A 26823-nucleotide genomic window follows, 5' to 3' on the forward strand; every position below is an offset into this window, starting at 1 on the left:
AACCATCCTCTTCCATTTTCAAATTCTCAAATTACCCTAGTCCTTCCACAAAAAAGGGAACAGAATAATTGCGAGGGTAACCACCAGCACGTCGAGACCTGCAAGCAGGCATACCATCTGCCACCAGCCAGACTGGATAACGGCGGAGAAGGAACTGCCGGATATCTTCATCAGGAGAAGCAGTTGCGGTATGATGATCGGAAAGCCCATAATGGCCACCAGCGCCGAGGATTGCTGTGCTTTGCCGGCGATGGCGGCAAGAAACGTAAAGACCAGGCTGAGGCTAAGTCCGCCAAGACAGGTTACAAAAAGAAAGCGCCAGGCATTTTCCAGCGGGTTGCCGAGAAAGATGGTGAAGAGCAGCAGACTTAACAGGCTCATCACGATCATCAGAAGCATATTGAAGACAAGCTTGGCGATCACAAAATCGCGGGCGCTGGTAATAGAATAGAAATAGAGCATGCGGCCGCGGTTCTCGGCAAGAAAACTTTTGGCCACGGCATTTACGCAAACAAACAGCTGAATCACCCAGAACAGGGCGTTCCATACTTTTTCATCCGGTTCGCCCATGGCCAGGTATACCACAAAAGTGGTGGATGCTATGTACAGCAATATGCCATATAAAGTGTACTGCTGCCGGGTTTCGAGCAGCAGGTCTTTTTGTACCAGGGCCAGTATGCGGTTCTTAGTTTTCATGGGCGCATTTACGGCAGCGGGGTTCGTAGGTTTCTTTTTCGCCCAGCAATACCTGGCCGGTTTGGTCGGTTTTCCGGAAAGAAACATTCGCAATATTTCCACAACGCACACAAATGGCATGCAGTTTGGTAATGTAGTCGGCAATGGAAAGCAGGTTTGGCATCTGGCCAAACGGCTTACCTAAATAATCCATATCAAGTCCTGCAACTATGACCCTGGTACCTCTTAAAGCAAGCGTTTCGCACACATGTACGATCTCGGCATCGAAGAACTGTGCTTCATCTATGCCCACCACATTCACCCCTTCGGCCATCAGCAGTATGGTCTGTGAATTATCGATAGGCGTTGATTGTATGGAATTGGCGTCATGACTTACCACCTGGGTCTCATCATACCGTATATCTATCGAGGGCTTGAAAATCTCGGTTTTCAGGTTCGCGATCTTGGCTCTTTTCAGCCTGCGTATCAGTTCTTCGGTCTTGCCGCTGAACATGCTTCCGCAGATAACCTCGATCCAGCCACGCTTTTCACCGGTAATATGGGGCTCTATAAACATCTGTTAATACTAAAATGTCCAAAAAAACGTTTAGTAACTTTAATAAGTCCTTTTATTGTCAACCTCAAATGTATTACATCCGATGGAAAGAGTGGGTACGTTGATCAATAAACTGAAAGAACAGTTTGATGGGCATGCCGATACCGCCAGCCTCGCCATGACTGCCCAGTTATTGCTGGCAGAACTGCAGCAAAAAAAAGATACCGGTATGGTTACCCGGAAAGTGTCGGTGGTGATGCCGCAGGTGGTTGCACACCGTGAGACGGAGGAAACCCCGCCGGTGAAAACAGAAGCTGTTACGCCGTGGATGTTTGACACGCAGCATGCCGAAATTCCGACACTGGCGCATCAGACCGTAACGGAAGCGGCGCCCGAGATCAGGGAAACCGTGCAGGTAGTGCTGAAAGAAGTGAATCATTTACTCGCGGTGGAATCGGAAAGTCTTAACGAGCGGTTCAGGGAAGAGAGAAAAGAAGTGATGAGCGCGCTGCAGGATTCGCCTGTCAGGGATCTTAAAAAGGCGATCGGGATCAACGACCGGTACCTGTTCCTTAACGACCTGTTCAGGGGAGACGAGAGTGTGTATGAAAGAAGCATCAAAACGATCAATGCTTTCAATATCTATCCCGAAGCGCAATACTGGATCCAGCGCGAGCTGAAAATAAAACTGAGCTGGCCCGATAACAGCGAAACGGTGCGGTTGTTCGATCAGTTGATCAGGAGGCGGTTTGCCTGAATGTACCCGATGATTCTTTTGGTGGCGCCAGCCCTGCTTTTTACATAACTGCCTGCGGCCAGCCCGGTTCGCTGCAGTTTATCGGGGTTATCCAGCAGGGAGGCCATCACCGATTCCAGCTGCAGTGCATCACTTACCGTTACTGCACCGTTTTCCGCCAGCATTTCTTCCGCTTCGAAATATTTATCGTAAACGGGACCGAACACGACAGGTTTGCCGAACACGGCCGGCTCAAGTATATTATGTATGCCCTCCTCTCCGAAACCGCCCCCTACATATGCAATGGTGGCGTAATGGTACAGCCTGCTGAGCATGCCCATGTTATCGATGATCAGTACATTGGCGTTCTGCCTGGCAGCGCTAAGGGTTCCATCCTGCAGCATCTGGGCGTAGACGGTGTATCGTACGGTATGTCGATAGAGTTTTTCGCATTCTTTTAACCTGTCTTCTCCAATATCGTGGGGGGCAATGATGAAGCGGATATCCTGACGGGTATTGGCAAAATGATCCAGTTCTTCGTCGTCATCGGTCCAGTTGCTGCCGGCAACGATAACGGGTTTGTCTGCGCAGAAATGTTCAATAGCCGGAATACCCTGGAAAGTGCCCGCTATTTTCAATACCCGGTCAAACCTGGTATCTCCTGCCAGCACCGTTTTCTTGCCCAGCCCGATGGCAGCGAGCAACTCGGCCGAAGACCTGTTCTGTACGAAAAGAACAGAAAAAAAAGAGAGCATTTTGCGGTAGGTGCTGCCATACCATCGGAAGAAAGCCTGTTTTTTTCTGAAGATACCCGAAACCAGTAACAGGGGGATACCCCGTTGATGTGTCTCGTTCAGGTAGTAATACCAGAATTCGTATTTGACAAAAAGCACCAGCCGCGGATTTACGAGGTCAAGGAATTTTCTGGCATTAGGGGGGGAATCCATGGGCAGATAAAACACATGATCCGCCGCAGGGTGGTTTTTCCGGATCTCATATCCCGAAGGAGAGAAAAAACTGAGAACGATCTTATGGTCGGGATAACTGTTCCTTAATTGTTCCAGAACCGGTAAACCCTGTTCAAACTCTCCCAATGAAGCCGTATGCATCCATATTTTTGGCAAGTTGCAGTTGCGAAGTTCGTCCTGTATCCGTTCAAAAATTCCTTCGCGCCCCCTGATCCATTGTTTGGCTTTGGGATTGAAAAACGCGGCCAGTGCAACGGCTTTCGGGTATAACCATATAAAAATTCGGTAGCTGAGCATAAGCGGATTGTATCACAAAGAAACAAAAAATGCCGCGTGTGCAGCTCTTCCGCCGCGCCGGGTGTTTTAAGGGTTTTTGCGTTACTTTTACGCCTTAAAGAAGCAGCAAGATGAGGCCAATTCAGATGGTAGATACCAAATCGCAGTACCTTAAGATCAAAACAGAGATAGACCAGGCGATACACGGGGTGCTGGACAGTGCGGCCTATATCAATGGCAGGGAGGTACAGGATTTTGCCGGCAGTCTTGCGGCTTACCTGGGTGTGAAACATGTGATACCCTGTGCCAACGGAACAGATGCCTTGCAGATTGCGCTGATGGCGCTGGATCTGCAGCCGGGCGATGAGGTGATCACACCTTCTTTCACCTATATCGCTACCACGGAGGTAGTGGCATTGCTTCGTTTAAAACCGGTGTTTGTTGAAGTGGATCCCAGGACTTTTTGTATGGATCCCGAGTCGCTGCGCAAGGCGATCACGCCAAAGACCCGTGCGATCGTTCCGGTTCATTTATATGGACAGTCTGCACCGATGGAGCCGATTCTGGCAATAGCCGGCGAATACGGTATTCCCGTAGTAGAAGACAATGCCCAGGCGATCGGCTGCGAGTATACTTTCAGCAACGGAACGAAGAAGAAAACCGGCACCATGGGAACGATCGGAACAACTTCGTTTTACCCCAGCAAGAACCTGGGCGCCTATGGCGATGGGGGTGCGATCTTCACCAACAACGATGTGCTGGCGGGAAAACTGAAAATGATCGCAAACCATGGACAGCAGAAAAGATACTACCATGATCTGGTGGGCTGCAATTCCCGCCTCGATTCAGTTCAGGCGGCGGTGCTCAATATCAAACTGACAAAACTGGATGAATACAATTCCGCCCGCAAAAAAGCAGCTGACTATTATAACCAGGCTTTTGCAGCGGTTAAACAACTGACGGTTCCCTATGTCGCTCCCTGCAGCGACCATGTATACCATCAATACACGCTTTTGCTGGAGGATATAGACAGGGACGAACTCATCAATCACCTGTTCACGCATAAAATACCTTCGGTGATCTATTACCCGGTACCGGGCCACAGGCAGGAGATGTTTGCTTCATTCGGGCTGCCCGAATACCGGCTGGCAACCACCGACTGGCTTACAGACCGTGTGCTCTCGCTGCCCGTACATACGGAAATGGACGAAGAGCAGTTGTTGTATATTACTGACCATGTCATCAACTTTATCAACAAATAACTTATGAGAATAGCTGTTATTGGAACAGGGTATGTTGGACTTGTTACCGGCACCTGTTTCGCCGAAACAGGCAATAAAGTGGTTTGTGTAGATATAGATGTTACCAAAGTTTCCAAGCTCTCCGATGGCGAGATCACCATCTTTGAGCCAGGCCTGGAGAAAATATTCCTGCGCAACCTGAAGGAGGGAAGACTGACCTTCACCACCGATCTGGCAGAGGGCATCAAAGACGCGGCAGTGATTTTTCTTGCGCTTCCAACACCTCCGGGGGAGGGTGGCGCGGCTGATCTGAAGTATGTCTTGGGCGTAGCGGATCATCTCGGTAAGATACTCACTGATTATAAAGTTATCGTTGACAAAAGCACCGTTCCCGTAGGCACGGCTGATAAGGTAAAAGCGGCTGTTGCAGCCAATTATAAAGGAGCGTTTGATGTGGTAAGCAACCCCGAATTTTTACGGGAGGGCGTGGCAGTGGACGATTTCATGAAACCCGACAGGGTGGTTATTGGTACGGGTTCGGAAAGAGCCAAGAAAGTGATGAGCGATCTGTATGCACCTTTTGTGCGCCAGGGCAACCCCGTGATCTTTATGGACGAACGATCGGCGGAGCTCACGAAATATGCAGCCAATTCGTTTCTTGCTACCAAGATATCTTTTATGAACGAAATTGCGCAGCTATGCGAGCGACTTGGGGCAGATGTGGATATGGTGCGCAGAGGGATCGGCAGCGATGACCGTATCGGCAAAAGATTTCTTTTTCCCGGCATCGGCTACGGCGGAAGCTGTTTTCCCAAAGATGTGCAGGCATTGATCATGTCGGCGGAAGAGGCGGACTACGATTTTAAAATACTCAAAGCCGTTGAATCCGTAAACGACGCGCAGAAACTGCACCTGGTGCCAAAGATCAAAACGTTTTTTAACGGTGATATCAAAGGCAGGAAATTTGCTTTATGGGGACTGGCTTTCAAACCCAACACAGACGATATACGCGAAGCCCCGGCCCTGTACCTGATAAATGCATTAACGGAAGCCGGTGCAACGGTGATGGCATTCGACCCCGAAGCGATGGCGAATGTACAGAGAGCCATCGGCGATCAGATCGGTTATGCATCCAGCCAGTACGAAGCGCTGGAAAATGCGGATGCATTGATCATTGCCACGGAATGGAGCGAATTCCGTACGCCCGACTTCGAAATGATCGGGGCACGGCTGAAAAATAAAGTCATTTTCGACGGACGCAATCTCTTCGACGTGAAATACATCACCGAACTCGGATACCATTATGAAAGCATCGGCAGACTACAATAGGCCTGATATAAAAGGCAAAAGGGTACTGGTAACAGGCGCCGCAGGGTTCCTGGGATCGCATCTGTGTGACCGCTTTATCAAAGAAGGCTGTTCGGTGATCGGTATGGATAACCTGATCACCGGCGATATGCGTAATATCGAACACCTGATGAAGCGGCCCGAATTTGAGTTTTATCACCACGACGTGACCCGGTTCATCCATATACCCGGCGAACTCGACTATATCCTTCATTTTGCCTCGCCCGCCAGTCCGATAGACTACCTGAAAATACCCATACAGACACTGAAAGTGGGCGCACATGGCACACACAATTGCCTGGGGCTGGCAAAAGACAAAAAAGCACGTATTCTGGTGGCTTCCACAAGTGAAGTATATGGTGATCCGCTGGTACACCCGCAAACGGAAGAATACTGGGGAAACGTAAACCCTGTTGGCCCCCGCGGCGTATACGACGAAGCCAAACGTTTTATGGAATCCATCACCATGGCTTACCATACTTTTCACCAGGTTGAAACAAGGATCATACGCATATTCAATACCTATGGTCCGCGTATGCGTTTGAACGACGGCCGGGCATTACCGGCATTCATCGGCCAGGCGTTGCGCGGGGAAGACCTGACCGTATTCGGCGATGGATCGCAGACGCGTTCGTTCTGTTACGTAGACGATCTGGTTGAAGGTATCTTCCGGTTGCTGTTGAGTGATTATGCCATGCCGGTAAACATCGGCAACCCCAACGAAATCAGTTTGCTCGAATTTGCGGAAGAGATACTGAAACTGACAGGTGCTTCGGTGAAGATCGTGCACAAGCCGTTGCCCGTGGACGATCCCAAACAGCGCCGTCCCGATATCACCAAGGCAAAACAGCTGCTTGGCTGGGCGCCAACGATCGATCGCGCGGAAGGGCTTAAGCGTACCTACGACTATTTCAAATCATTACCCAAAGCGGAATGGTCGAAGCAGCCGAAAGAATTCGTTTCCAGAAAAAACTAAATCGCATGGCGATACCTCTTGTTGCGGTAAGCGGCAGTAACGGACAGCTGGGTAGGGAATTACAGGCGCTGCACCAGGCATTTGCAGGGGTGTTTGATTTTGTTTTTCTCGACAGACAATCATTTGATCTTGGCACAGCAGAGTCCATCAATGTTTTTTTTGACAGGTATGTCCCGGCGTATTTTATCAATTGCGCCGCCTATACGGCGGTTGACAAAGCCGAATCCGACCAGGTCGCCGCTTATCGCATCAATGCAGAGGCGGTAGGCGAGATTGCCAGGCATTGCGCGCAGAACGACTGCGTGCTGATTCATTTGTCTACCGATTATGTGTTTAACGGGCAGGGCACCGCACCTTATCAAACAGATGGCGCAACAGACCCCGTTAATTATTACGGCTACACAAAATGGATAGGGGAAAAGCTTGCGCAGGAAAATAACCCGCGTTCCGTTGTAATACGAACTTCCTGGGTGTACAGCGCCTTCGGTAATAATTTTGTAAAGACCATGCTGCGGCTGATGAAGGAGCGCGACGAGATCTCGGTGGTGGCAGATCAAACGGGATCGCCGACCTATGCGGCCGATCTTGCCGCGGCGATCATGCAGATCATTGTTGCGATCCAAAACAAGGGTCGGGCTTTTGGCACCTATCATTACAGCAACAAAGGAGTGATCACCTGGTATGATTTTGCTTCCAGGATCCGGGACATCGCCGGGTATCATTGCCAGGTAAAACCCATACCCGGTTCTGCTTATCCAACGCCTGCAAAAAGACCTGCCTACTCTGTTATGGATACTTCCGCGATTGAGCGGCAATACCATATAGCTATACCCGAATGGGAAGAAAGCCTGCATGCCTGTCTGCAGTTGCTTACCCGCTGATTTATTTCATTTTGATGGTAAACATATTCACGGAATAAGGCTCCAGCGCAACTGCCATGCGATCGCCGTTGGGCAATGCCAGGGTTTTGGTGACAGGTGCAATTTTTTTGGGATTGTCGAATGTATTACCAGCTGTCAACTCATCACTTTTCAATAAGGTAGCCATTGCCGTTGGCGGTACGGTAAATCCTTTCAGCTGCAGCTGTTCGTTTTTGGGTATGCCGGATGCATTGACCATCTTGATCACCAGTTCGTTCTTTGCTTTATCGATGCACGCGCTGGCATAGACACTGTCTTTGCCGGCAACAGGCTGCCCGTTTTGCAATATGCTTACGGTATGCGTGCCTTTGTTGGCAGAGAACAGTTGCTGCACATAATAACCCGGCGATCCGTATGCACGCAGGTTGTCCACCCAGATGAGATCGGGTGTCCACTGCCATCCTTCCGCATGCGCAAACAGGGGAGCATAGGAAGCCATATGCACTACGTCGGCGTTTCGCTCAAGACCCGTCATAAAAGCGGCTTCTGCCAGTGCTCCCTGCCAGTTATTTTTTTGCGGTCCGTTGGGAACCCTTGGATGCGCCGCATACTCACCGGCAAATATTTTGGAACTGTTGCGGTCATACTGATCATACCTGCCTGCCTGCTGCAAAAACCATTCTGGGTTCCGGTAATAATGCTCGTCGATAATATCGGCCTTGTTCTTGCGTAACGCCGTATTCAGTAAATCAAAACGCGCACCATCTGGGTCGGTGCCCGAGCTGTTCACGATGCGGATATTGGGATATTTCTTTTTGATCGCATTGGTGAACACTGCCAGCCGCTCCAGGTATTGCGGACCCCAGTTTTCATTTCCAATACCCATCATCTTCAGGTTAAAGGGAGCAGGATGACCCAGTTTTGCGCGTATTTTTCCCCAGTGCGTGGCGGTATCGCCGTTGGCAAACTCTACCAGGTCCAGGGCATCCTGCACATAGGGGCCAAGTTCCTCCAGGGGCACCAGTTCCGCGGTATTGAACTGGCAGGCCATGCCGCAGTTGAGTATGGGTAAGGGCGAAGCGCCGATATCTTCTGCCAGTAAAAAATATTCATAGAATCCCAGCCCGAAACTCTGGAAATAATCGGGCGTGGACCGGTTCGCGAATTCTGTATTCCACCGATTGATGATGAGTTCCCTGTCTTCGGGTGCACCGATCGTTTTTTTCCATTGGTACCGCGTGGCGAGATCACGGCCTTCTACAATACATCCCCCGGGAAAACGGATAAAACCGGGTTTGAGATCGGCCAGCATCTGCACCATATCGGAACGTAATCCGCCCGGTCTGTTCTTCCAGGTATCGGATGGGAAAAGCGACAGGTTATCGATATCCAGCAGGCCGCTGCCTTCGAACCAGAGCAGTAATTTTGCTTTGGCATTTGTTTCCGCAGGTACCAGCGTTGCCCCGGCGGATCTCCAGGTATTGCCGGTAGGTTTTGTGTCGATAACCGTTTCGCCAAGGGTGCGGTTAGCGGTATCCACCAGTCGCGCATGTATCCTGATCCCGCCTTTTGGTGAACGATAACTGAGCGAAAAACGACATACGGCGGCTTGTTTTACACCCATTCCGCGGAATCCTTCATTAACCAGCGTGAGGTCTTTGTCGGTAGTGGCATTCTTTGCCCGTATCCTGAGAAAGCGTGCGGTGCGTTGCTTTGTTTTTGTATTCAGTGCCAGAAAATCACCTTCCTGCCGCTGGTTGCCGCCTGTTCGCCAGCCCATCATGGGCGTGGCAAATTCAAAAGACCGGTTCTTGACCAGTTCAGGATATAAGCCTCCGTCTGCGCCGAGGTTGATGTCTTCGAAGAAAATGCCCCACATCGTGGGTTGAATGGCGGACCTGATATTGCCCGCATCAACAACGATGGTTTGCGCGCGCAGCGGGGAATAGGATACACAAAGCGCAAGCAGGAAAAATAACGATGTTTTTTTCATAACGATAAGCAGGTGCCGAATATAAGCAAACAATACGGCATGCCGAGCCTGTGCCGTCCTGCCGTCTGGAACGGTTCAGGACACTGGCACGGTTTTGCGGCTATTGATCAGAAAGGCGATGAAAAAGTCAAAACAAAAACCCGTAACGGAGAATAAACCAACACGTGCAGCGATTCACCAGGGCTCTGCCACGCAGGGCGGATCTAATTTCGGACAGGGATCCGCAGGACTGGGAAGAGACAGTATCCGGCAGGGTGAACAAAAAGGCAGGGGTTCGAACTATGAAAACGAGCAGGGCTGGAATAATGAAGCGCTTCGGGGGGAGGATATCCCGAAAAACAAATAGGGCGGGTCTTTCTGCGGACTTAAATTTGCGGCGATTGACCGATCCAACCGAACGCATGCAGCTCAGGTATTTCAACGAAACCGCTTTGTTTGTTCCCGACGAAACGCTGATCCGCGTGGAACATGAAAAACAAAAAGGGGCGTTTCCCTTCTGGGCAAGGGTATGGCCCTCGTCGATGGCCCTTGCGGAGTTTATTGCAGCCAATCCCCGTTTCGTAAAAAATAAAACCGTGCTGGAACTGGCCGGTGGTTTAGGACTGCCATCCATTGTGGCGGCGCCTCATGCAGGGAAAGTGATCTGTTCCGATCTTTTTCCGGAAGCATTGCATTTTGTCGACGCCACCATTCGGCACCACCGGCTCACCAATACCGTCACACAGCTGATCGATATTCATGCCGTTCCATCAGCTATCGATCCCGATGTGGTTCTGCTGAGCGATGTGAACTACAATAGGGAGCTATTACCCGTTATCGGCCACCTGGTCGCCAATTACCTTGCACAAAACAAACGCATCCTGCTTACCACACCCCAACGCGTCGTTGCAAAACCTTTTGTTGCTGACCTGCTGCCCTACTGCGTACACCAGGAAGAGAAAGATATTGACGATCAGTTGGTGCATGTATATGTTTTAGAGAATAATGTTTAGTGAGGCGATATGAGTTATCGTTTGCAGGTGTGGTGGCCTTCTGTTTTCCCATCTGCAAGGGCATAACCATCAGACCGTGTAGCCTGGAAACAATGCAGCTATCAAACAGTGCAACAATGCAACGGGAAACCGCTTTCCGATTCATCACAACCCGCTCAAAATTGATAACACTAAAATGATATTTCAATAATAAACAGATAATGCGCCGGGCCGCTTTATAAGCCGCATGGATTGAAACTTTGCAGCCAACCAAAATTGACTCTGCAATGAAGACAGGCCATCTTTTCAGGCTATCCGCAGCTATTTTTCTTTTTGCCCAGTTCATTCTCATCAACGGGTTTTCCCAGACAAGGACCTCTGCCGTAAGCGGTATTGTTCGCAACGAACGCTCGGAGAAAATGCCGGGTGTTACTGTAACGGTGACAAGGGAAGGGCAATCCTTTCGCAGAACCACACAAACAGGTAATAACGGTGAATTTTCCGTTAGCGCTCTCGATAAAGGCAATTACCGGTTCAGTTTTTCGCATGTGGGCTATTCAGACAGTACCACGGCGGTATATATGTATGACGGGAGTCCTTTGCGGCTGGAGATCCGGTTACAGCCCGGTACCTCGGCTATCACCGGCGAAGTGGTGGTGGTAGGGTACGGAAGAACGGCCAGGAAAGATGTAACGGGTGCGGTGAAGTCCGTGCAAAGCGCCGGTTTCAATAAAGGAATCATCAATACGCCCGAAGAACTGCTACAGGGCAAGGTATCGGGTGTGAATGTTACGTCTGCGAGCGGTGAGCCGGGTGCAATACAGAATATTACGGTGCGGGGCCCGGGCGGCGTTCGTACCGGCAGCACGCCTTTGTTTGTTGTTGACGGGCTTGCACTCGACAATGCCTCTGCCGGCGGCGCGACCAACCCATTAAGTTTTATCAATCCACAGGATATCGAATCCATCGATGTATTGAAAGATGCTTCCGCCACCGCTATCTACGGTTCAAGAGGCGCCAACGGTGTGATACTGATCACCACCAAAAAAGGGAAAACCGGTTTTAATACGATGAGTTATTCGGTGAACGCGGGTATGAGCAGTCTTGCGCGCGCACTCCCGGTGTTCAATACCGATGAATACCGGAAACAGGTGACAGCACTTGGCGGAACGCTGCAGGACTTTGGCGGTTCAACCGATTGGCAGAACCAGATCACACGCAATGCGTTTACGCAAAACCACAACCTTGCCTTATCGGGCGGAGCCAACAAGCTTACCTACTACGGTTCTTTTGGTATGCAGCTGCAGCAAGGTATCCTGAAGGGAAATGACCTGAAGCGATATACCGGACGGATCAACATTACCCAGAAACTGCTTGACGACCGGTTAACGATCGATGTAAACCTCAGCGCAAGCAATACGGTGAATACACGACCCGATATCGGTGGCCTGATCGGGACGGCGATCTCCACCAATCCCACCATCCCGGCCTATGGAACAGATGGTAAACCTTACCAGTTCCAGAACGGCATCAATCCACTCACACTGCTTGCACTTGAAAAAGATATTACCAGCATCAACCGGTTACTCGGCAGTATCACCGGCTCGCTGAATATCACAAGGGGATTGGTTTACCGGATCAATTTCGGTATCGATAACGCCACTTCCACCAGAGATCTTCAATCGCTGCCGAATACGACTCCTTTGCGTTTGGGCAGACTGGCCACGATCAACAATTACAACCGTAACCACCTGATCGAAAACTATATTACCTACACCGGTGCCACAGGCGACCATCGTTATACGGCGCTGGCGGGGCATTCGTACCAGAAAATATTTATCCAGGGAAGAAGTACCAGTATCAACAATTTTCCCATTTCCGGAGTGGAGCCGATCTACAACCCCGGACTGGGACAGGACCTGACGCTGGCGAACAACCGGCCTGGAGGTTATGCACTGATCAACGAACTGCAGTCTTTTTTCTCAAGGCTGAACTACCAGTTCAAAGACAAATACCTGTTTACCGCCACGGTGAGGGCAGACGGATCGTCTAAATTCGGTCAGAACAATAAATATGGCGTGTTCCCTTCGTTCTCGGCGGCATGGGTGATCAGCAAGGAGCATTTCATGGCCAACTCATTCCTGAATAGCCTTAAGCTGCGTGCCGGCTGGGGACAAACCGGTAACCAGGAAATACCTTCCAAAATTACACAGGCCCTGTTTACATCGCAGGTATCCGGAACCACCAGTTACCCGTTGTACCCAACGGGTGCTTATCCTGCGGGCACTTCCTATTCAAGATTGGCTAATCCCAATATACAGTGGGAGGTATCTGCGCAAACCGATCTTGGCTTAGACTTCGAACTGTTCAAGGGTAAACTTTCCGGAACGGTTGATTATTTCAGAAAAGTCACCAACAACATCCTGCTGGAAGTGATCCCTGCGGATCCGGTTCAACCCGCTACCACGGTTTGGACCAATGTGGAGAATATGAAGATCACCAACAGGGGTGTGGAGCTGGAACTGGGCTATAAAGACAAAGCCGGCGCGTTTACCTATTCTGTTGGCGGTAACATAACCTTTATCGATAATAAGGTGACGAATTCACCTTACAGCGTGATCTCATCCGGCTCGGCTTCGGGTTCGGGTCTTACATCGGCCACGATCAATGGTTATGTGAACAACCAGTCCATCGGTACTTTTTTCCTGCAGGAGTTCACCGGTTTTACCGCTGCAGGCATGAGCCAGTACCGCGATGCGAACGGTGATGGTATAGTAAATGATAAAGACCGTTTGCCGCTCGGTTCGGCACTTCCGAAAACCATGTATAATTTCTTCGGAACGCTGGCCTGGAAAGGATTTGATCTTGCCGTTAACTTCAACGGTGTGTCCGGCAACAAATTATACGACAATACGGCCAATGCAGGTTTTTACAAACTGCTGTTGTCAAAAGGGGTGAATACCACCGCGGAAGCCATTGCCTACCCCAATGAAGCAGTGAACAATGCAGCGCCGGTTTCATCACGTTTTCTGAAAGACGGTAAGTTCCTCCGTCTGAATAACCTTACGCTGGGTTACACATTCAATACCGAAGCGATGGGTATTTCAAAGTATGTATCCGCAATCCGGTTTTATGTAACCGGACAGAACCTATTCGTGATCACACCCTACAAAGGCTATGATCCGGAAGTGAATACGGACAGAACCATCAACGGCATTTCATCATACGGCATCGATTACCTGAGTTACCCCAAGGCAAGAACATTCCTTGCGGGACTTACTGTAAACTTTTAAACCAAACATCATGTACAAGTCAATATTTGTAAGGATCGCATGCATAGGACTTTTTTTTACGGCAGGCTGCACAAAGCTTTCGGAGAAAGTGCTGGATGAGTCATCGGCAACAGGGCTGACAGACAAACAGGCGGCAGAAGGTATTATTGCGCCGGTGTATGCACAGCTGCCGGGTATTTTTACGCATACCAACTATTTTGCGTTGCAGGAAATTTCAACCGATGAAGCCATCCTGCCGTATCGCGGCGGTACCGACTGGGGTGATAACGGTATTTATATCGCGATGCATACGCATAATTTTACCACCACCGATCCCAACCAGCGCAACACATGGAACCTGATCCTGACCGGTCTTTCCAGGTCGATCACGGCGATCAACGCGCTGCCAACCAACGCTGATCCGTCTTCCAAAACTTTTCTGGCCGAGGCAAAAGCCATGCGCGCATATTATTGCCTGCTGTCGCTCGATCTGTTCGGAATCGTATTCGTGAAGAACGATCCAAGCGAGGTGTCAAAGATCATCAGGGGAAAAGAGGCTGTTGAATACATCAAATCGGAACTGCTGGCAGCGGAGCCCAACCTGGAAATGGATGTAACGCACGGTCGTATGTCGAAGCCGGCTGTATGGGGTCTGCTTGCGAGGCTGTATCTCAACAATGCCGTTTACAGCAATGTATATGCAAACCAGTTCAGTTTTTCAGGTGAGGATATGGACAAAGTGACCGAATACTGCAATAAGATCATCGCCACCAATAAATACCAGCTTGCGTCTGAATTCTTCTCTCTTTTTGATGATAACAACGATTCCAGCAAAGAGATCATTTTTGCGGTAGACCAGCGCGCAGATCTGAACGGGCATAACAGACTGGCTTATTTTTCGCTTTCGGGGGATCAGTTTCCTTTGCCGCAGTATGTAAACGCCAACGGAACGGATGGTCCTGCCATTACGTCCGATTACTACCGAACCTGGGCCAATGCATATGCTCCGCAGGATCCCGGCACAGATCCCCGTTTTTACAAGGAGAACCTCAGGATCTATTCAAACAGCAACGATACCTGCGTGCCTGCTGCCAGTTTCAGCATCAACCGCGGTATCCTGCGCGGTCAGCAATACGGACTGATCCGCAGGAACGGTGTATTCCTGAAATGTGCAGACGGCAGCATGAAGGTGGGCCCCCTGTACCATGATACCCGCAACAGGCCCACACTGCCGGTGATCTTTACCGAACAGGTTGACTATACCACGGCCGGCAGCAATTATCCGAGCGGGTACCGGGTTGAGAAATATGAGTTCAGCAAGAAATCGGAGAGCGGAAGAAATTTTGGTGAAGCCAATATTGTGATTCTGCGGCTGGCCGATATATACCTGATGCGCGCAGAAGCCAAACTGCGGAAAAACAACGATGCGGCAGCGGCGCTGGCCGATGTAAACCTGGTAAGAGCGGCCAGAACGGCAAGACCTCCGGCGCCACCTGCCCTTACCGCAATGAACCTTGACCTGTTGTACCGCGAAAGAGGGTTTGAACTTTACTGGGAAATGCTGCGCAGAACCGATATGATCCGTTTCAACAAATACGAAGACAGCTGGACAGAAAAGTCGGATAAAAATGTACAGAAAAGGATCTTCCCGATACCGCAGACGGCCATCGACGGGGCAAGTAACCTGCCGGGTTACCTGGTACAGAACCCGGGTTATTAATGCGGGGATAAGAAAAATATACAGCGGATATTTATTTCGCAGGGCGTGACTATTACCCGGAGCATACCAGCCCGGCCGGATATACCCACCAGGTTATTTGGGGAACGGCTTCGGAATGGTAACTATCTATACCGGTATTGGTACATTTGCGGCGATGGCGATTTATCAATTACAAAGACCAGGTGATACGCGAAGATCACCAAGCAATAAGCTTATGAAATCTCTTGTATCTTTTTTTTGCTGTATAGGACTGCTGCAGGCAGCCGCGCAGCACTATACTACGGCCAATGTTCATTCGCACAACGATTATGAACAGTCCATGCCTTTTACAGCTGCCTGGAAAGCAGGTTTTGGCTCTGTTGAAGCGGATATCTTCCTGGATGGAGGAGAACTCATTGTGGCGCATGATACGGTGCAGGTAAAGAAAAGACGTACGCTGCAGCAACTCTACCTGCAGCCCCTGTATGATTGTATGGTGCGTAACGGGGGAACGGTATATGCCGACGGCAAACAGCAGTTGCTGTTGCTCGTGGATATCAAAACCGAAACAGATGCCACCCTGAAAAAACTGGTGGAGGTACTGCAGCAGTACCCTGCGCTGACAGCTGCTGCCTCGTTGAAGATCGTGGTGTCTGGCAACCGCCCGCAGCCTGGGCAATACCATAACTGGCCGGAGTGGCTGTTGTTTGACGGCGATCCGGGAAGAAGCTATTCGGATGCGGAATGGAAAAGGGTGGGACTGCTGAGCGCCAATTTTGCCCGGTACACCAAGTGGAATGGCAAGGGACGTATTCCCGAACAGGAACGAAAAACGATCCTGGCACTGGTGAACGATGCGCATACGCACAACCGAAAGATCCGGTTCTGGAATTCTCCGGATATGCTTAACAGCTGGTATGGCTTGATGGATATGGGCGTAGACTATCTCAATACCGATCATATTGACGCGATCAGTCAATTTCTGCGGCAGCTTCCCGACAGAAGTTTCACCAATACAACGCCGCATGAATTGTACAAGCCCGAATGGCGTAACGACGGAACGGAAAAAAAAGTAAAAAATATCATACTGATCGTGGGCGATGGCACCGGGCTGGCGCAGTGGTATGCAGGATACACTGCCAACAGAGCCGCACTGAATGTATTCAATATGCGCCATAGCGGTCTTTCAAAAACCAGCTCATACGATAATTATATCACCGATTCGGCGCCCGGCGCAACGGCTTTTTCTGCCGGTATAAAAACCAATAACCGCGCAGTGGGCGTTGACCATACCGGTCAGAAGCTGCTGCTGCTGCCTTCCATCCTGAAAAAGCAGCGTAAGAAAACCGGTCTGATCACCAGCGGTGATCTGCGCGATGCCACACCAGCGGCATTCTATGCACACCAGTCCGAGCGAAGCAGCTATGCAGCCATCCTGAACGATCTATATGCAGCGCCGGTGGACATCATTATGGGCGCCTGCCAGGGTATGCCCGATAGTCTGCACGACCGGCTTTTAACAAAAATGAAAATCTATTCTTCTTTATCGATGCTTCCGGCAACCAGTCCTACACCGGTGATGGTGGCCGACAGCATTGCCGCAAAACCTGCGGCTGCAGGACGCGGTGCATGGCTGCAGGAAGCGTTTACCCGGTCGGTACAGCTGCTGTCTGCCAACAGGGATGGTTTCTTCCTGATGATTGAGGGTGCACAGGTGGATCATGGGGGGCATGCGAACCGGTTGCCCTGGCTGGTGACCGAACTGCTTGACCTGGACAAACTGATTGGCAGGGCCATGGCATTTGCCGACCAGAACGGCGAAACGCTGGTGGTCGTAACCGGTGACCACGAAACAGGCGGTCTTACGCTTACCGGTGGTGATTATACCAGGGGTTTTATATCGGGCCAGTTCTCAACGGAAGACCATACCGCCGTGCCGGTGCCGGTATACGCATATGGGCCGGGCTCACAGAAATTCGACGGTGTATACGAGAATACCGAGATATTCAGAAAGCTGCTGCAGGTGCTGGGAAGTAAATAACGTCGAAGAAGGTCAGTCTCTACCCCCCATTCTCCGGGCGGGAAAAACCGAAAGTAAGGCGGTAAAACCGCAGATGTATCCACACCGGCTGCCGGGATGTGGCTGGTATTTTGGTGCCGGTCGGCCAGACCCGGCTACCGGATTACCCATTCGTTTTGCAATACGCCCGTTAATAGCCGCCAATTTACCGAATGATGTTTGGGGAAAATCGGAAATGAATATATTTGGTTCTACATCAAGTAAAAACGATATGGCCGGAGATACGCTGTACCTGAATACAAAAGCAAGGAGCAAGAATACATTTGACGTGATCGTTGTCGGATCCGGCATCAGCGGCGGATGGGCTGCAAAGGAACTTTGCGAAAAAGGATTGAAAGTATTGCTGCTGGAACGCGGAAAGAATGTGGAGCACCCTGTTTATCCCACGGCGGCGAAAGCCCCCTGGGAATTCGAACACAGGAATTCGCTTTCGGTGGAGGATAAAAAGGAGCATGCCGTGCAAAGCAGGCATTTTTCGTACCGCGAGGATAACAAGCATTTTTACATCAACGATGCGCAGAACCCTTACGAGGAAACCAACCGGTTTGACTGGGTGCGCGGCGATATTGTTGGCGGAAGATCCCTTTTATGGGGCCGGGCCTGCTATCGCTGGAGCGATTACGAATTTGAATCCAACCTGCGGGATGGCCATGGTGTTGACTGGCCGATACGTTACCGCGATATTGCGCCATGGTATGCTTATGTGGAGCGTTTTATCGGTATCAGCGGTAACCGAGACGGGATTGATATCATTCCCGACGGCGAGTTTCAGCCGCCTTTTGAAATGAATTGCGTGGAGAAGGATTTCAAGGCGAAGCTGGAGAGGAAATACAGCAACCGGCATGTGATCATCGGCCGTACTGCCAATATCACCCAGCCGGTGCATGGGCGTACACAGTGCCAGGCAAGAAATTTATGTCATAGGGGATGTCCGTTCGGTGCCTATTTCAGCACCAATGCAAGTACCATGCCGGCTGCCATTGCAACGGGTAACCTTACGGTGCGCCCGCATGCGATGGTCAAAAATGTTTTGTATGATGAGCAGCATAACAGGGCCAGCGGTGTGGAGATCATCGATACCGAAACACGCAAGACAGAGCAGTTCTTTGCGAAAATAATTTTCCTGAACGCTTCTACGGTGGCAACCGCAACGATACTGCTTCGCTCAACCTCGCACCGTTTTCCCAATGGTTTGGGTAATGGCAGCGACCAGGTTGGCCGCAACCTGATGGATCACCACAAAGGCATAGCGGTTTCCGCAGCGGTGGAAGGATTTGAAGACAAATACTATTACGGCCGCAGACCGAACCCGCTTTATATTCCCAAGTTCAGGAACGTGAATGGCGATGTGTCAGATTTCCTGCGCGGGTACCATATGAATGCCAATGCCAGCCGTGGCAGCGTAGAACCCGGCAGCCCGCTCGGCGCCGATTTTAAAGATGCGATGTGCGAACCCGGTCCGTGGAAGATACAGCTGTATGCATACGGGGAATGTCTTCCTTACCAGGATAACCGTATCACACTTAACAACCGGAAAAACGATCCGTGGGGCCTGCCAATGGTAACCGTTGATTGTACATTCCGTGAGAATGAAAAAAAGATGCATAAAGACATGGCCGCTTCCGCCGTTGAGATGCTGACTTCATTGGGTTACCGGAATGTGGTTGATAGGTCTGCGATTTCTGCACCCGGTAATGCCAATCATGAAATGGGTACGGTGCGCATGGGTAAGGATCCCAAAACTTCGGTGCTGAATGCATTTAACCAGATGCACGAAGTACCCAATGTATTTGTGACCGATGGATCCTGTATGGCGTCGAGTTCCTGTTCCAATCCCTCCGTAACTTATATGGCACTCACGGCAAGGGCCTGTGATTATGCGGTGAAGGAGCTGAAGAAAGGAAACCTGTAACCGGTTTTATTAAACGAATGATGTTGCCGCGGGCTCCAGCCAGGTCACCGTATCCATTATGCAAAAAAAGTCTTTCACCGCTCAGGTTATTCATAAGCGCCAATGTAAGTATTTGGATGGAAGGAACCGGTTTTTGTGTGCTGCGTAACCTGTCATGTGCCGGCCGGCATATGTATAGGAATAGTAATATCTTCCATCAAGACAGTAAAACCTGACATTGAACAGCAGATCGCCTTGCGGTAATTTGATGTTCCGATTTATGGCCTCATCCGGGTGCAGTAAAATATGCCCGTTCTGAGCCAGATACAGGTCGGATAATGAATGCCTGTCATGTTTGCAAAACGATATTTCGAAGAATTTGAATCCCGCGAAACCCGGCATACCCGGGGACGAACCATCACCGAAGCGGATATTGTGATCCATGCCGGACAATCCGGCGATTTTTTCCCGCATCACATGGATGAAGCCTGGTGCCGTACCCAGCCTTTTCAGAAAAGAATCGCGCACGGTACCCTGATCTTTACCGTAGCCATCGGTCTTACCGCCGATATGGTGAACGAAGTTTCCATGACCTATGGATACGACCGGCTGCGGTTTATCAAACCGGTGTTCATAGGAGATACACTGACGGTAACAGTAACGGTAACGGATAAAAAAGACCATAAAAAACCCGGCTACGGACTGGTGACCGAACTGGTGGAATGTTTTAACCAGGAAAGGGAATTGGTCATGGTCTGTGAACACATATTGCTGGTGAACAAGAAGAACGTGTAAGCATGGAAGCAGTCTTAAACGGTATAACATGGGGGCACAGCAGGGGCTTTACGCCATTGCTGGCGGCTTCGCAGCGATACGAAGAACTGCATCCGGGCATACGCGTGCAGTGGAAAAAAAGAACACTGCAGGAGTTTGCCGATGTTTCTATTAACGGGCTGGCCAAAACCTACGATCTGTTGATCATCGATCACCCGTCGGCAGGTCTTGCCGCGGCCACGGGCTGCCTATTGCCGCTTAATGAATACCTTACGCCTGCCTACCTGCAGGACCAGCTAACTCATTCGGTTGGTAACTCACACCTCAGTTACCAGTACGACCAGGTGCAATGGGCACTGGCCATAGATGCAGCCACCCCGGCCGCGAGTTTTCGCGAAGATCTTTTACTGCATCATAAAGAACAGGTACCCCGTACATGGGAAGAGGTATTGGCACTGGCGCGAAAAGGATTGGTGGCCGTGCCCGCCATCCCCATCGACCTGCTGATGAATTTCTATAGTTTCTGCATCGCCTGTGGCGCCACGCCTTTTACCGGTGCAGACGAAGTAATCGATAAAACAACAGGCATACAGGCGATCGAGACCATGCGGCAGCTATATGCATTGGTTGACCGGGACATGTTTCATTGCAACCCCATTGCGGTGGCGGAACTCATGTCGGCAACAGACCGCTATGCGTATTGTCCCTTTGCATATGGGTATTCCAACTACAGCAGAACAGGCTTTGCCCGCCACCTGCTGCGGTATACCGCTGTGGTGAAACTGAACGGCAGGGCCCTGCGTACGACCATCGGCGGCGCGGGACTGGCGGTTTCGGCCCATTGCGCCAGCAAAAAAGCGGCGGTGGATTTTGTCGCCTGGCTGGTATCGGGTCCGGTACAGAAAACCCTGTACCTGGAGCATGGCGGACAGCCCGGGCATCGCTCGGCATGGACGGATGCGGGTGCCAACCGGCTTACCCACGATTATTTCACCAACGTGTTACCGGTTATGGATAACGGGTATACAAGACCGCGGTATGACGGCTATCTTTATTTCCAGGATCATGCCGGCACACCGCTGCGCAAATGCCTGATGGACGACGGCGATGCACAGACGGCGCTGGATGCGATGAACGAACTGTACCGGGAAAGCCTGGTGCGCAAACAATCAATCACCACTGTATGACAGATTTGCCATTGGAAGGAATTGTTGTGCTGGAATTCTGCCAGTATTTGTCGGGCCCCTCGGCGGCCCTGCGGCTGGCCGATCTCGGCGCAAGGGTGATCAAAATAGAAAAACCCGGTGTAGGCGATGCCGGCCGCAAACTGGCGATCAAAAACCTCTGGGTGGATGATGACAGCCTGTTATACCATACCATCAACCGCAATAAGGAAAGCTTCGCCGCCGATCTTAAGAACGCCGGCGATCTCGGATACATCAAGCAGCTGATCGGCAAAGCCGATGTGCTGATACATAATTTCCGACCGGGCGTAATGGACCGGGCAGGACTGGGATACGCAGCGGTACAGGCGATCAACCCGCGGATCATTTATGCCGAGATATCGGGTTACGGCAAAGAAGGTCCGTGGAAAGATCTGCCGGGGCAGGATCTTTTGCTGCAGTCCATCACCGGGTTGGCGTATACTACCGGTAACGGCAGCAGCGCCCCCGTGCCTTTTGGCATTGCCATCGGCGATATCCTTGCCGGCAGCCAGCTGGTACAGGGTATTCTCGCCGCGCTGATACGCCGTCAGAAAACAAAGACAGGTGCGCTGATCGAAATCAGCCTGATGGAATCCCTGCTCGATTTCCAGTTCGAACTGCTTACCACTTATTTCGCCAACGGTCAGCAGCCGCAACGAAGCGATATCAACAACGGGCATCCACTGCTCAACGCGCCCTATGGGCTCTACCAGACAAAAAACGGTCATATTGCACTGGCCATGATGGAAATACCGGCACTGGCTGCAGCCATCGATTGTCCCGCATTGCAGGATGCTTCAAAAGAATACGCTTTTTCGGAACGCGACCGCGTTAAGCAGGTATTGGCCGATCACCTGGTAAAACAATCATCGGCTTACTGGATAGAAAGATTACACGAGAACGGCTTATGGGCGATGGAAGTGCTGGACTGGGAAAACATGATGACACAGGAAGCCTACCGCAGCCTGCAGATGGAACAGGCACTGACCATCCCCGGCGGTAAGATCGTTACCACGCGGTGCCCGATACGGTTAAATGGCAAAAGACTGTTCTCCGACAGACCGGCACCGGCATTGGGTAATGCAAACAAAACCCTGCTGGCGGAACTGAATAAATAAAACTGCGAATGAAATTATTAGAAGATATTGTCGTGATCGATTTCAGCCAGTTCCTCTCGGGACCTTCCGCATCACTGCGTCTGGCAGATATGGGCGCACGTGTTATCAAAGTGGAAAAACCCGTTACCGGCGATATCTGCCGGCAGCTGTATGTGTCCGATGTAAAGATAGAAGGCGAGTCCACGATTTTTCATGCGATCAACCGCAACAAACAGAGTTACGCGGCAGACCTGAAAGATGCAGACGACCTCGAAAAAATAAAACAGCTGCTTGCGGAAGCCGATGTGATGATGCACAATTTCCGCCCGGGTGTTATGCAGCGGCTGGGCCTGGACTACGAAAGCGTAAAAAAAATAAATCCTTCCATCGTCTACGCAGAGATCAGCGGGTACGGTAACGAAGGGCCCTGGAAAGACCTGCCCGGGCAGGACCTTTTGCTGCAGGCTGCATCAGGACTTGCGTGGCTGAGTAATAATCACGCCGAAAATCCCACACCGGTGGGCGTGGCTGCAGTGGATATTCTTGCCGGCACACATATTGCGCAGGGCATTCTTGCCGCATTGTACAAACGTGGCGTAAACGGAGAGGGAGCGCTGGTGCAGGTAAGCATGTTTGAGTCGGTGCTGGATTTTCAGTTTGAGGTACTTACCTGTTATTATAACGATGGCAATAAACTGCCCGTGCGCAGTGCCGTTAACAGCGGGCATGCGTATATCGCTGCGCCTTATGGCATCTACAGTACAAAAAATGGATACATTGCATTGGCGATGACGGATATTGTACGTCTGGGATCCCTGCTGGGATGCGAGGCGCTGAAAACATTCACACATGCCGGCGATTGGTTCGACAAACGTGATGAAATAAAAAAGATACTGGCAGATCATCTGCAGCAGGCAACTGCCGGTCACTGGCTGCAGATACTGCAGTCGGCAGATATCTGGTGTGCGCCTGTGCTTGACTACGATGCACTCATAAAAGAAGAAGCATACCGCGTATTGAACATGGAGATCACCGTTACAACCGGAAACGGGCTGTCGGTGAAAACCACCCGATGCCCGATACGCGTGGATGGAAAATTATTAGTGAATACCACGGGCGCACCCCTGCTCGGCGAACACAACGAAGTGATCGACGCGCAGTTTGGATTGGTAAATGCCCTGCAGCAGGTTGCAAAACCTTAACGATTGAGCCATGAAACGCATTGTTGATACGCACCTGCATATCTGGGATCTCGGTAAAGCCGATTATCCCTGGCTGGCGGGCGACAACTCCCTGCTCAACCGCAGCTGGCTGCTCGATGAAATGGAACCGGAGCGGGCACAGGCAGGCGTTACCGCCGGCGTGCTGGTGCAGGCAGCCGGTAACCTGGAAGATACCAGGCTGATGTTTGAAACCGCTGCGCACACGCCATGGATTGCGGGTGTGGTTGCCTGGCTTCCGCTCATGGATACCGTGGCAACGCAGAACCTGCTCGAAAACCTTCACCTGAAAGAAAAGATCTGCAAAGGCATCCGCCACCAGACCCACGATGAACCCGATCCGCAATGGCTGCTGCAGCCCGCGGTACTGGAAAGCCTTAAACTGGTGGCTGCCGCAGGGTTAACATACGATGCAGTGGGTATACTGCCCGCCCATATCGATACTGTTCGGCAACTGGCGGAAAAACTGCCGGAACTCAACATCGTCTTCGATCACCTGAACTGGCCGCCGATACCCGCCACGAACGGGTTGGGACAATGGGGCCGGCTGATGGCGGCGGCAGCACAGCAGCCGAATATTTTTGCGAAGATATCCGGACTGGGAACCGCTTCGGGCAATTTTGCAGAACGCACCGCAGAGGATATCAAACCCGCTGTGGCATTTGCACTGGAGCATTTCGGAACGGATCGCTGTTTCTGCGGCAGCGACTGGCCGGTATCCATGCTGGCCGGCAGCTACAGCCATACCTGGGAAACCCTATCGGCCATCCTTTCGGATCTGCTGAGCGAAGCGGAACAGCAACAGGTGCTGTTTACCAATGCAGACAATTTTTACCAATTAGGACTCAATCAACCGCATGGAAGCAATTAACGGTATCCTGTATCATGCAGTGGGTGCGTCGGGTGCGGCGCTTTGCTACACGCCGGGTAAAGGTGTGAAAAGCTGGAGCTGGCAAACCTACTGGTTGCTGCAGGCAGCCGTTTGCTGGCTGGCATTACCTGTGCTGGTGGCACTGATCACCATACCCGAACTCCGGCTGGTACTGCAGGAAGCGCCCACCGACATCATGCAGAAAGTATTTCTACTGGGAATGGCATACGGCATCGGCGGAACCGCTTTTGGGATAGCTATCAGGTACCTCGGTTTTTCACTTACCTACGCCATCGCTGTGGGCATCAGCTGCGTGCTGGGCACTTTGTTGCCACCGCTGGTACACGGCACGCTTACCGAAGTAATGCAATCCAGCGGCGCGGGTTTCCTCATGGGAGGCGTAGCAATGGGCGCCGCAGGTATCGCCCTTTGCGGTGTGGCGGGAAGGAACAAGGAGAAAGATATGATGGCCGGCGAAAAAGACAGGGGCCGGTTCTCGCTGCGGAAAGGATTGCCGCTATGCCTGCTGGCGGGCATATTGTCTGCACTATACGGGTTTGCACTCGACCATGGCCAGCCCATTGCCGATGTGGCGGCGCAGCACGGCGCGGGCAATTTCCAGGGTAATGTGATCTATATTTTTGCCAATACCGGTGCCTTTGTTTCTACGGCATGCTACTGCCTGTACCTGCACGTAAAAGAGAAAACTTTCAGGGAATTTGGCAACGCGGGCAATGACAGTCTTCTGCAGAATTATTTGCTGTCGGCACTGACCGGCGTGCTGTGGTACGGCCAGTTTTTCTTTTACGGACTTGGCCATGTGCGGATGGGGCGCTATCGTTTCAGCAGCTGGGCCATACATATGATCATGCTGGTGCTTTTCAGCACCGTAGCAGGCATTATCATGAAAGAATGGAAACAGTGCAGCGTAAAAACAAAACGATGGCTGGCGCTGGCACTGCTCGCGCTGGTAACCGCTATATTACTTCTGACCTATGGCAATTATCTTGGTGAAAATAAATGATGCATACTGTGACCGTTGACCATATACTGCCCCGCGAAAAAAGACCCGTATTTATCATAGGGGCGGGTGGTATCGTCAATACCGCACACCTGCCTGCGTACCGTATTGCCGGGTTTGATGTGCAGGGTATATACGATATCACACCGGGCAGAGCGCAGGACACGGCCCACCGGTTTTCGATACCGCATGTATTTGAAACACTGCAGGCGATGATCACCCATGCGCCCGCAAATGCGGTGTTTGACGTGGCGGTACCGGGCTCGCAAACAATACCTGTGCTGGAACAGCTGCCGGAGGGGGCCGCCGTGTTATTGCAGAAGCCGATGGGCGAGAACCTGTCCGAAGCAAAAAAAATTCACCGGCTGGTAAAAGAGAAAAACATGCTGGCCGCCATCAATTTCCAGTTGCGGTATGCACCTTATATACTCGCTGTAAAAAAACTGCTGCGCGAAGACCTGCTGGGCGAACTGAACGATATTGAAGTGAACGTTAATGTGTACACGCCCTGGGATATGTGGGACTTTCTGGCCGCATCGCCGCGTGTGGAAATATTGTACCACAGCATTCATTATATAGACCTCGTGCGCAACATGCTGGGTAATCCGCAGGCTGTATACGCGCGTACCACCGGGCATCCTTTCATGAAAAACATGGCCTCGGTGCGCAGTAATATCATCATGAACTACGGCGAAATGGTACGTGCAAATATTCTTACCAACCATTGCCACCGCTACGGTTTGCCCAAACAGCAGTCTTATATCAAATTTGAAGGAAGCAGGGGCGCCGTCATGATCAATTTCGGGGCACTGATCAATTATCCGCGCGGGGCGGCAGACAGCTTCGAATACATCCTGCTCAGTCCGGAAGCAGAACCCGAGTGGAAAACATTGCCGATAGAAGGCAGCTGGTTTCCACATGCATTCATCGGCAGCATGGCAGAACTGATGCTGGCCGCAGAAGGCAGCATAGCAGCGCCCGATAACAGCGCAGACGATTGTATCTATACCATGGCCTGCGTGGAAGCCGCTTACCAAAGCAGCAACAACGGCGGTACCCCTTTGGCAGATTTTATTGAAAACCCATAAGTCAGG

Annotated in this window: 22 protein-coding genes; 18 read left to right on the forward strand and 4 right to left on the reverse strand. The window is 51.2% G+C overall.

Annotated elements, in window-relative coordinates; genetic code table 11:
* Positions 1-36 precede the first annotated feature (36 nt).
* Together GWC94_RS15925 and GWC94_RS15930 are read right to left on the reverse strand one after the other, a co-directional pair.
* Positions 37-696: a heme exporter protein CcmB gene (locus GWC94_RS15925; protein WP_161836271.1), complete on the reverse strand. Its 660-nt coding sequence runs from the start codon at positions 694-696 to the stop codon at positions 37-39.
* Positions 686-1252 carry a thymidine kinase gene (locus GWC94_RS15930; RefSeq protein WP_161836273.1) on the reverse strand — a complete coding sequence of 189 codons (567 nt, stop codon included), beginning with the start codon at positions 1250-1252 and terminating at the stop codon, positions 686-688. Before GWC94_RS15930 ends, GWC94_RS15925 begins: the two co-directional genes overlap by 11 nt.
* Positions 1253-1334: 82 nt before the next feature.
* On the opposite strand from GWC94_RS15930, the gene GWC94_RS15935 reads away from it, so the two are divergent.
* Positions 1335-1988, forward strand: a complete 654-nt coding sequence (locus tag GWC94_RS15935) for a hypothetical protein (RefSeq protein WP_161836275.1) — start codon at positions 1335-1337, stop codon at positions 1986-1988.
* Here GWC94_RS15935 and GWC94_RS15940 read toward each other — a convergent pair.
* Entirely contained in the window at positions 1961-3232 is a 1272-nt protein-coding gene (locus GWC94_RS15940) for a 3-deoxy-D-manno-octulosonic acid transferase (RefSeq protein WP_161836277.1), read from the reverse strand. The two genes, GWC94_RS15935 and GWC94_RS15940, sit on opposite strands and share 28 nt — an antisense overlap.
* Positions 3233-3357: 125 nt before the next feature.
* On the opposite strand from GWC94_RS15940, the gene GWC94_RS15945 reads away from it, so the two are divergent.
* Genes GWC94_RS15945 through rfbD form a run of 4 tightly spaced genes read left to right on the forward strand, consistent with a single transcriptional unit; the run spans position 3358 to position 7656 of the window.
* Positions 3358-4473 (forward strand): DegT/DnrJ/EryC1/StrS family aminotransferase, encoded by a 1116-nt coding sequence (locus tag GWC94_RS15945; protein WP_235918593.1) that lies wholly within the window; start codon positions 3358-3360, stop codon positions 4471-4473.
* Between the two features lie 3 nt (positions 4474-4476).
* Positions 4477-5781, forward strand: coding sequence for a UDP-glucose dehydrogenase family protein (locus tag GWC94_RS15950; protein ID WP_161836281.1), 1305 nt, complete (start codon positions 4477-4479; stop codon positions 5779-5781).
* The gene (locus GWC94_RS15955; protein ID WP_161836283.1) at positions 5756-6775 is read left to right on the forward strand and encodes a UDP-glucuronic acid decarboxylase family protein; all 1020 of its coding nucleotides are present in this window, start codon (positions 5756-5758) and stop codon (positions 6773-6775) included. The genes GWC94_RS15950 and GWC94_RS15955 overlap by 26 nt, the downstream gene beginning before the upstream one ends.
* A 5-nt stretch (positions 6776-6780) precedes the next feature.
* The gene (gene rfbD, locus GWC94_RS15960) at positions 6781-7656 is read left to right on the forward strand and encodes a dTDP-4-dehydrorhamnose reductase (protein ID WP_161836285.1); all 876 of its coding nucleotides are present in this window, start codon (positions 6781-6783) and stop codon (positions 7654-7656) included.
* Position 7657: 1 nt separating this feature from the next.
* On the opposite strand, the gene GWC94_RS15965 is transcribed toward rfbD, so the two are convergent.
* Positions 7658-9628: an alpha-L-arabinofuranosidase C-terminal domain-containing protein gene (locus GWC94_RS15965; RefSeq protein ID WP_161836287.1), complete on the reverse strand. Its 1971-nt coding sequence runs from the start codon at positions 9626-9628 to the stop codon at positions 7658-7660.
* A 118-nt stretch (positions 9629-9746) separates the two neighbouring features.
* Between GWC94_RS15965 and GWC94_RS15970 the strand changes: the two genes are divergently transcribed.
* From GWC94_RS15970 to GWC94_RS16030, 13 genes are all read left to right on the forward strand, one after another.
* The gene (locus tag GWC94_RS15970) at positions 9747-9974 is read left to right on the forward strand and encodes a hypothetical protein (protein ID WP_161836289.1); all 228 of its coding nucleotides are present in this window, start codon (positions 9747-9749) and stop codon (positions 9972-9974) included.
* Between the two features lie 34 nt (positions 9975-10008).
* The gene (locus tag GWC94_RS15975; RefSeq protein WP_161836291.1) at positions 10009-10620 is read left to right on the forward strand and encodes a class I SAM-dependent methyltransferase; all 612 of its coding nucleotides are present in this window, start codon (positions 10009-10011) and stop codon (positions 10618-10620) included.
* A 266-nt stretch (positions 10621-10886) separates the two neighbouring features.
* On the forward strand, positions 10887-13892 hold the full coding sequence (locus GWC94_RS15980; RefSeq protein ID WP_161836293.1) for a SusC/RagA family TonB-linked outer membrane protein: 3006 nt from the start codon (positions 10887-10889) through the stop codon (positions 13890-13892).
* A 10-nt stretch (positions 13893-13902) separates the two neighbouring features.
* Positions 13903-15591 (forward strand): RagB/SusD family nutrient uptake outer membrane protein, encoded by a 1689-nt coding sequence (locus tag GWC94_RS15985; RefSeq protein WP_161836295.1) that lies wholly within the window; start codon positions 13903-13905, stop codon positions 15589-15591.
* A gap of 214 nt (positions 15592-15805) precedes the next feature.
* Positions 15806-17611 carry an alkaline phosphatase gene (locus tag GWC94_RS15990; RefSeq protein ID WP_161836297.1) on the forward strand — a complete coding sequence of 602 codons (1806 nt, stop codon included), beginning with the start codon at positions 15806-15808 and terminating at the stop codon, positions 17609-17611.
* Positions 17612-17861: 250 nt separating this feature from the next.
* Positions 17862-19562, forward strand: coding sequence for a GMC oxidoreductase (locus tag GWC94_RS15995; RefSeq protein WP_161836299.1), 1701 nt, complete (start codon positions 17862-17864; stop codon positions 19560-19562).
* Between the two features lie 330 nt (positions 19563-19892).
* The gene (locus tag GWC94_RS16000) at positions 19893-20336 is read left to right on the forward strand and encodes a MaoC family dehydratase (protein WP_161836301.1); all 444 of its coding nucleotides are present in this window, start codon (positions 19893-19895) and stop codon (positions 20334-20336) included.
* Positions 20337-20338: 2 nt separating this feature from the next.
* A complete protein-coding gene (locus GWC94_RS16005) occupies positions 20339-21502 on the forward strand; it encodes an extracellular solute-binding protein (protein WP_161836303.1) in 1164 nt (387 codons plus the stop codon).
* The gene (locus GWC94_RS16010; RefSeq protein WP_161836305.1) at positions 21499-22638 is read left to right on the forward strand and encodes a CaiB/BaiF CoA transferase family protein; all 1140 of its coding nucleotides are present in this window, start codon (positions 21499-21501) and stop codon (positions 22636-22638) included. The genes GWC94_RS16005 and GWC94_RS16010 overlap by 4 nt, the downstream gene beginning before the upstream one ends.
* Positions 22639-22646: 8 nt before the next feature.
* On the forward strand, positions 22647-23819 hold the full coding sequence (locus GWC94_RS16015) for a CaiB/BaiF CoA transferase family protein (RefSeq protein WP_161836307.1): 1173 nt from the start codon (positions 22647-22649) through the stop codon (positions 23817-23819).
* A 10-nt stretch (positions 23820-23829) separates the two neighbouring features.
* Positions 23830-24708 (forward strand): amidohydrolase family protein, encoded by an 879-nt coding sequence (locus tag GWC94_RS16020; protein WP_161836309.1) that lies wholly within the window; start codon positions 23830-23832, stop codon positions 24706-24708.
* Positions 24695-25732, forward strand: a complete 1038-nt coding sequence (locus GWC94_RS16025) for an L-rhamnose/proton symporter RhaT (RefSeq protein ID WP_161836311.1) — start codon at positions 24695-24697, stop codon at positions 25730-25732. Before GWC94_RS16020 ends, GWC94_RS16025 begins: the two co-directional genes overlap by 14 nt.
* Positions 25729-26817 carry a Gfo/Idh/MocA family protein gene (locus GWC94_RS16030; RefSeq protein ID WP_235918594.1) on the forward strand — a complete coding sequence of 363 codons (1089 nt, stop codon included), beginning with the start codon at positions 25729-25731 and terminating at the stop codon, positions 26815-26817. Before GWC94_RS16025 ends, GWC94_RS16030 begins: the two co-directional genes overlap by 4 nt.
* The last annotated feature ends 6 nt before the right edge of the window (positions 26818-26823 follow it).

Source organism: Sediminibacterium soli, from assembly GCF_009939225.1.
GTDB lineage: Bacteria > Bacteroidota > Bacteroidia > Chitinophagales > Chitinophagaceae > Sediminibacterium > Sediminibacterium soli.

Coding starts and splice junctions, on each gene's coding strand:
- GWC94_RS16010 (WP_161836305.1), top strand. CDS start 21,499: ATGACAGATTTGCCATTGGAAGGAATTGTTGTGCTGGAATTCTGCCAG.
- GWC94_RS15955 (WP_161836283.1), top strand. CDS start 5,756: ATGAAAGCATCGGCAGACTACAATAGGCCTGATATAAAAGGCAAAAGG.
- GWC94_RS16015 (WP_161836307.1), top strand. CDS start 22,647: ATGAAATTATTAGAAGATATTGTCGTGATCGATTTCAGCCAGTTCCTC.
- GWC94_RS16000 (WP_161836301.1), top strand. CDS start 19,893: ATGTTTGCAAAACGATATTTCGAAGAATTTGAATCCCGCGAAACCCGG.
- GWC94_RS16025 (WP_161836311.1), top strand. CDS start 24,695: ATGGAAGCAATTAACGGTATCCTGTATCATGCAGTGGGTGCGTCGGGT.
- GWC94_RS16005 (WP_161836303.1), top strand. CDS start 20,339: ATGGAAGCAGTCTTAAACGGTATAACATGGGGGCACAGCAGGGGCTTT.
- rfbD (WP_161836285.1), top strand. CDS start 6,781: ATGGCGATACCTCTTGTTGCGGTAAGCGGCAGTAACGGACAGCTGGGT.
- GWC94_RS15935 (WP_161836275.1), top strand. CDS start 1,335: ATGGAAAGAGTGGGTACGTTGATCAATAAACTGAAAGAACAGTTTGAT.
- GWC94_RS16030 (WP_235918594.1), top strand. CDS start 25,729: ATGATGCATACTGTGACCGTTGACCATATACTGCCCCGCGAAAAAAGA.
- GWC94_RS15945 (WP_235918593.1), top strand. CDS start 3,358: ATGGTAGATACCAAATCGCAGTACCTTAAGATCAAAACAGAGATAGAC.
- GWC94_RS15985 (WP_161836295.1), top strand. CDS start 13,903: ATGTACAAGTCAATATTTGTAAGGATCGCATGCATAGGACTTTTTTTT.
- GWC94_RS15930 (WP_161836273.1), bottom strand. CDS start 1,252: ATGTTTATAGAGCCCCATATTACCGGTGAAAAGCGTGGCTGGATCGAG.
- GWC94_RS15965 (WP_161836287.1), bottom strand. CDS start 9,628: ATGAAAAAAACATCGTTATTTTTCCTGCTTGCGCTTTGTGTATCCTAT.
- GWC94_RS15940 (WP_161836277.1), bottom strand. CDS start 3,232: ATGCTCAGCTACCGAATTTTTATATGGTTATACCCGAAAGCCGTTGCA.
- GWC94_RS15950 (WP_161836281.1), top strand. CDS start 4,477: ATGAGAATAGCTGTTATTGGAACAGGGTATGTTGGACTTGTTACCGGC.
- GWC94_RS16020 (WP_161836309.1), top strand. CDS start 23,830: ATGAAACGCATTGTTGATACGCACCTGCATATCTGGGATCTCGGTAAA.
- GWC94_RS15970 (WP_161836289.1), top strand. CDS start 9,747: ATGAAAAAGTCAAAACAAAAACCCGTAACGGAGAATAAACCAACACGT.
- GWC94_RS15980 (WP_161836293.1), top strand. CDS start 10,887: ATGAAGACAGGCCATCTTTTCAGGCTATCCGCAGCTATTTTTCTTTTT.
- GWC94_RS15995 (WP_161836299.1), top strand. CDS start 17,862: ATGGCCGGAGATACGCTGTACCTGAATACAAAAGCAAGGAGCAAGAAT.
- GWC94_RS15925 (WP_161836271.1), bottom strand. CDS start 696: ATGAAAACTAAGAACCGCATACTGGCCCTGGTACAAAAAGACCTGCTG.
- GWC94_RS15990 (WP_161836297.1), top strand. CDS start 15,806: ATGAAATCTCTTGTATCTTTTTTTTGCTGTATAGGACTGCTGCAGGCA.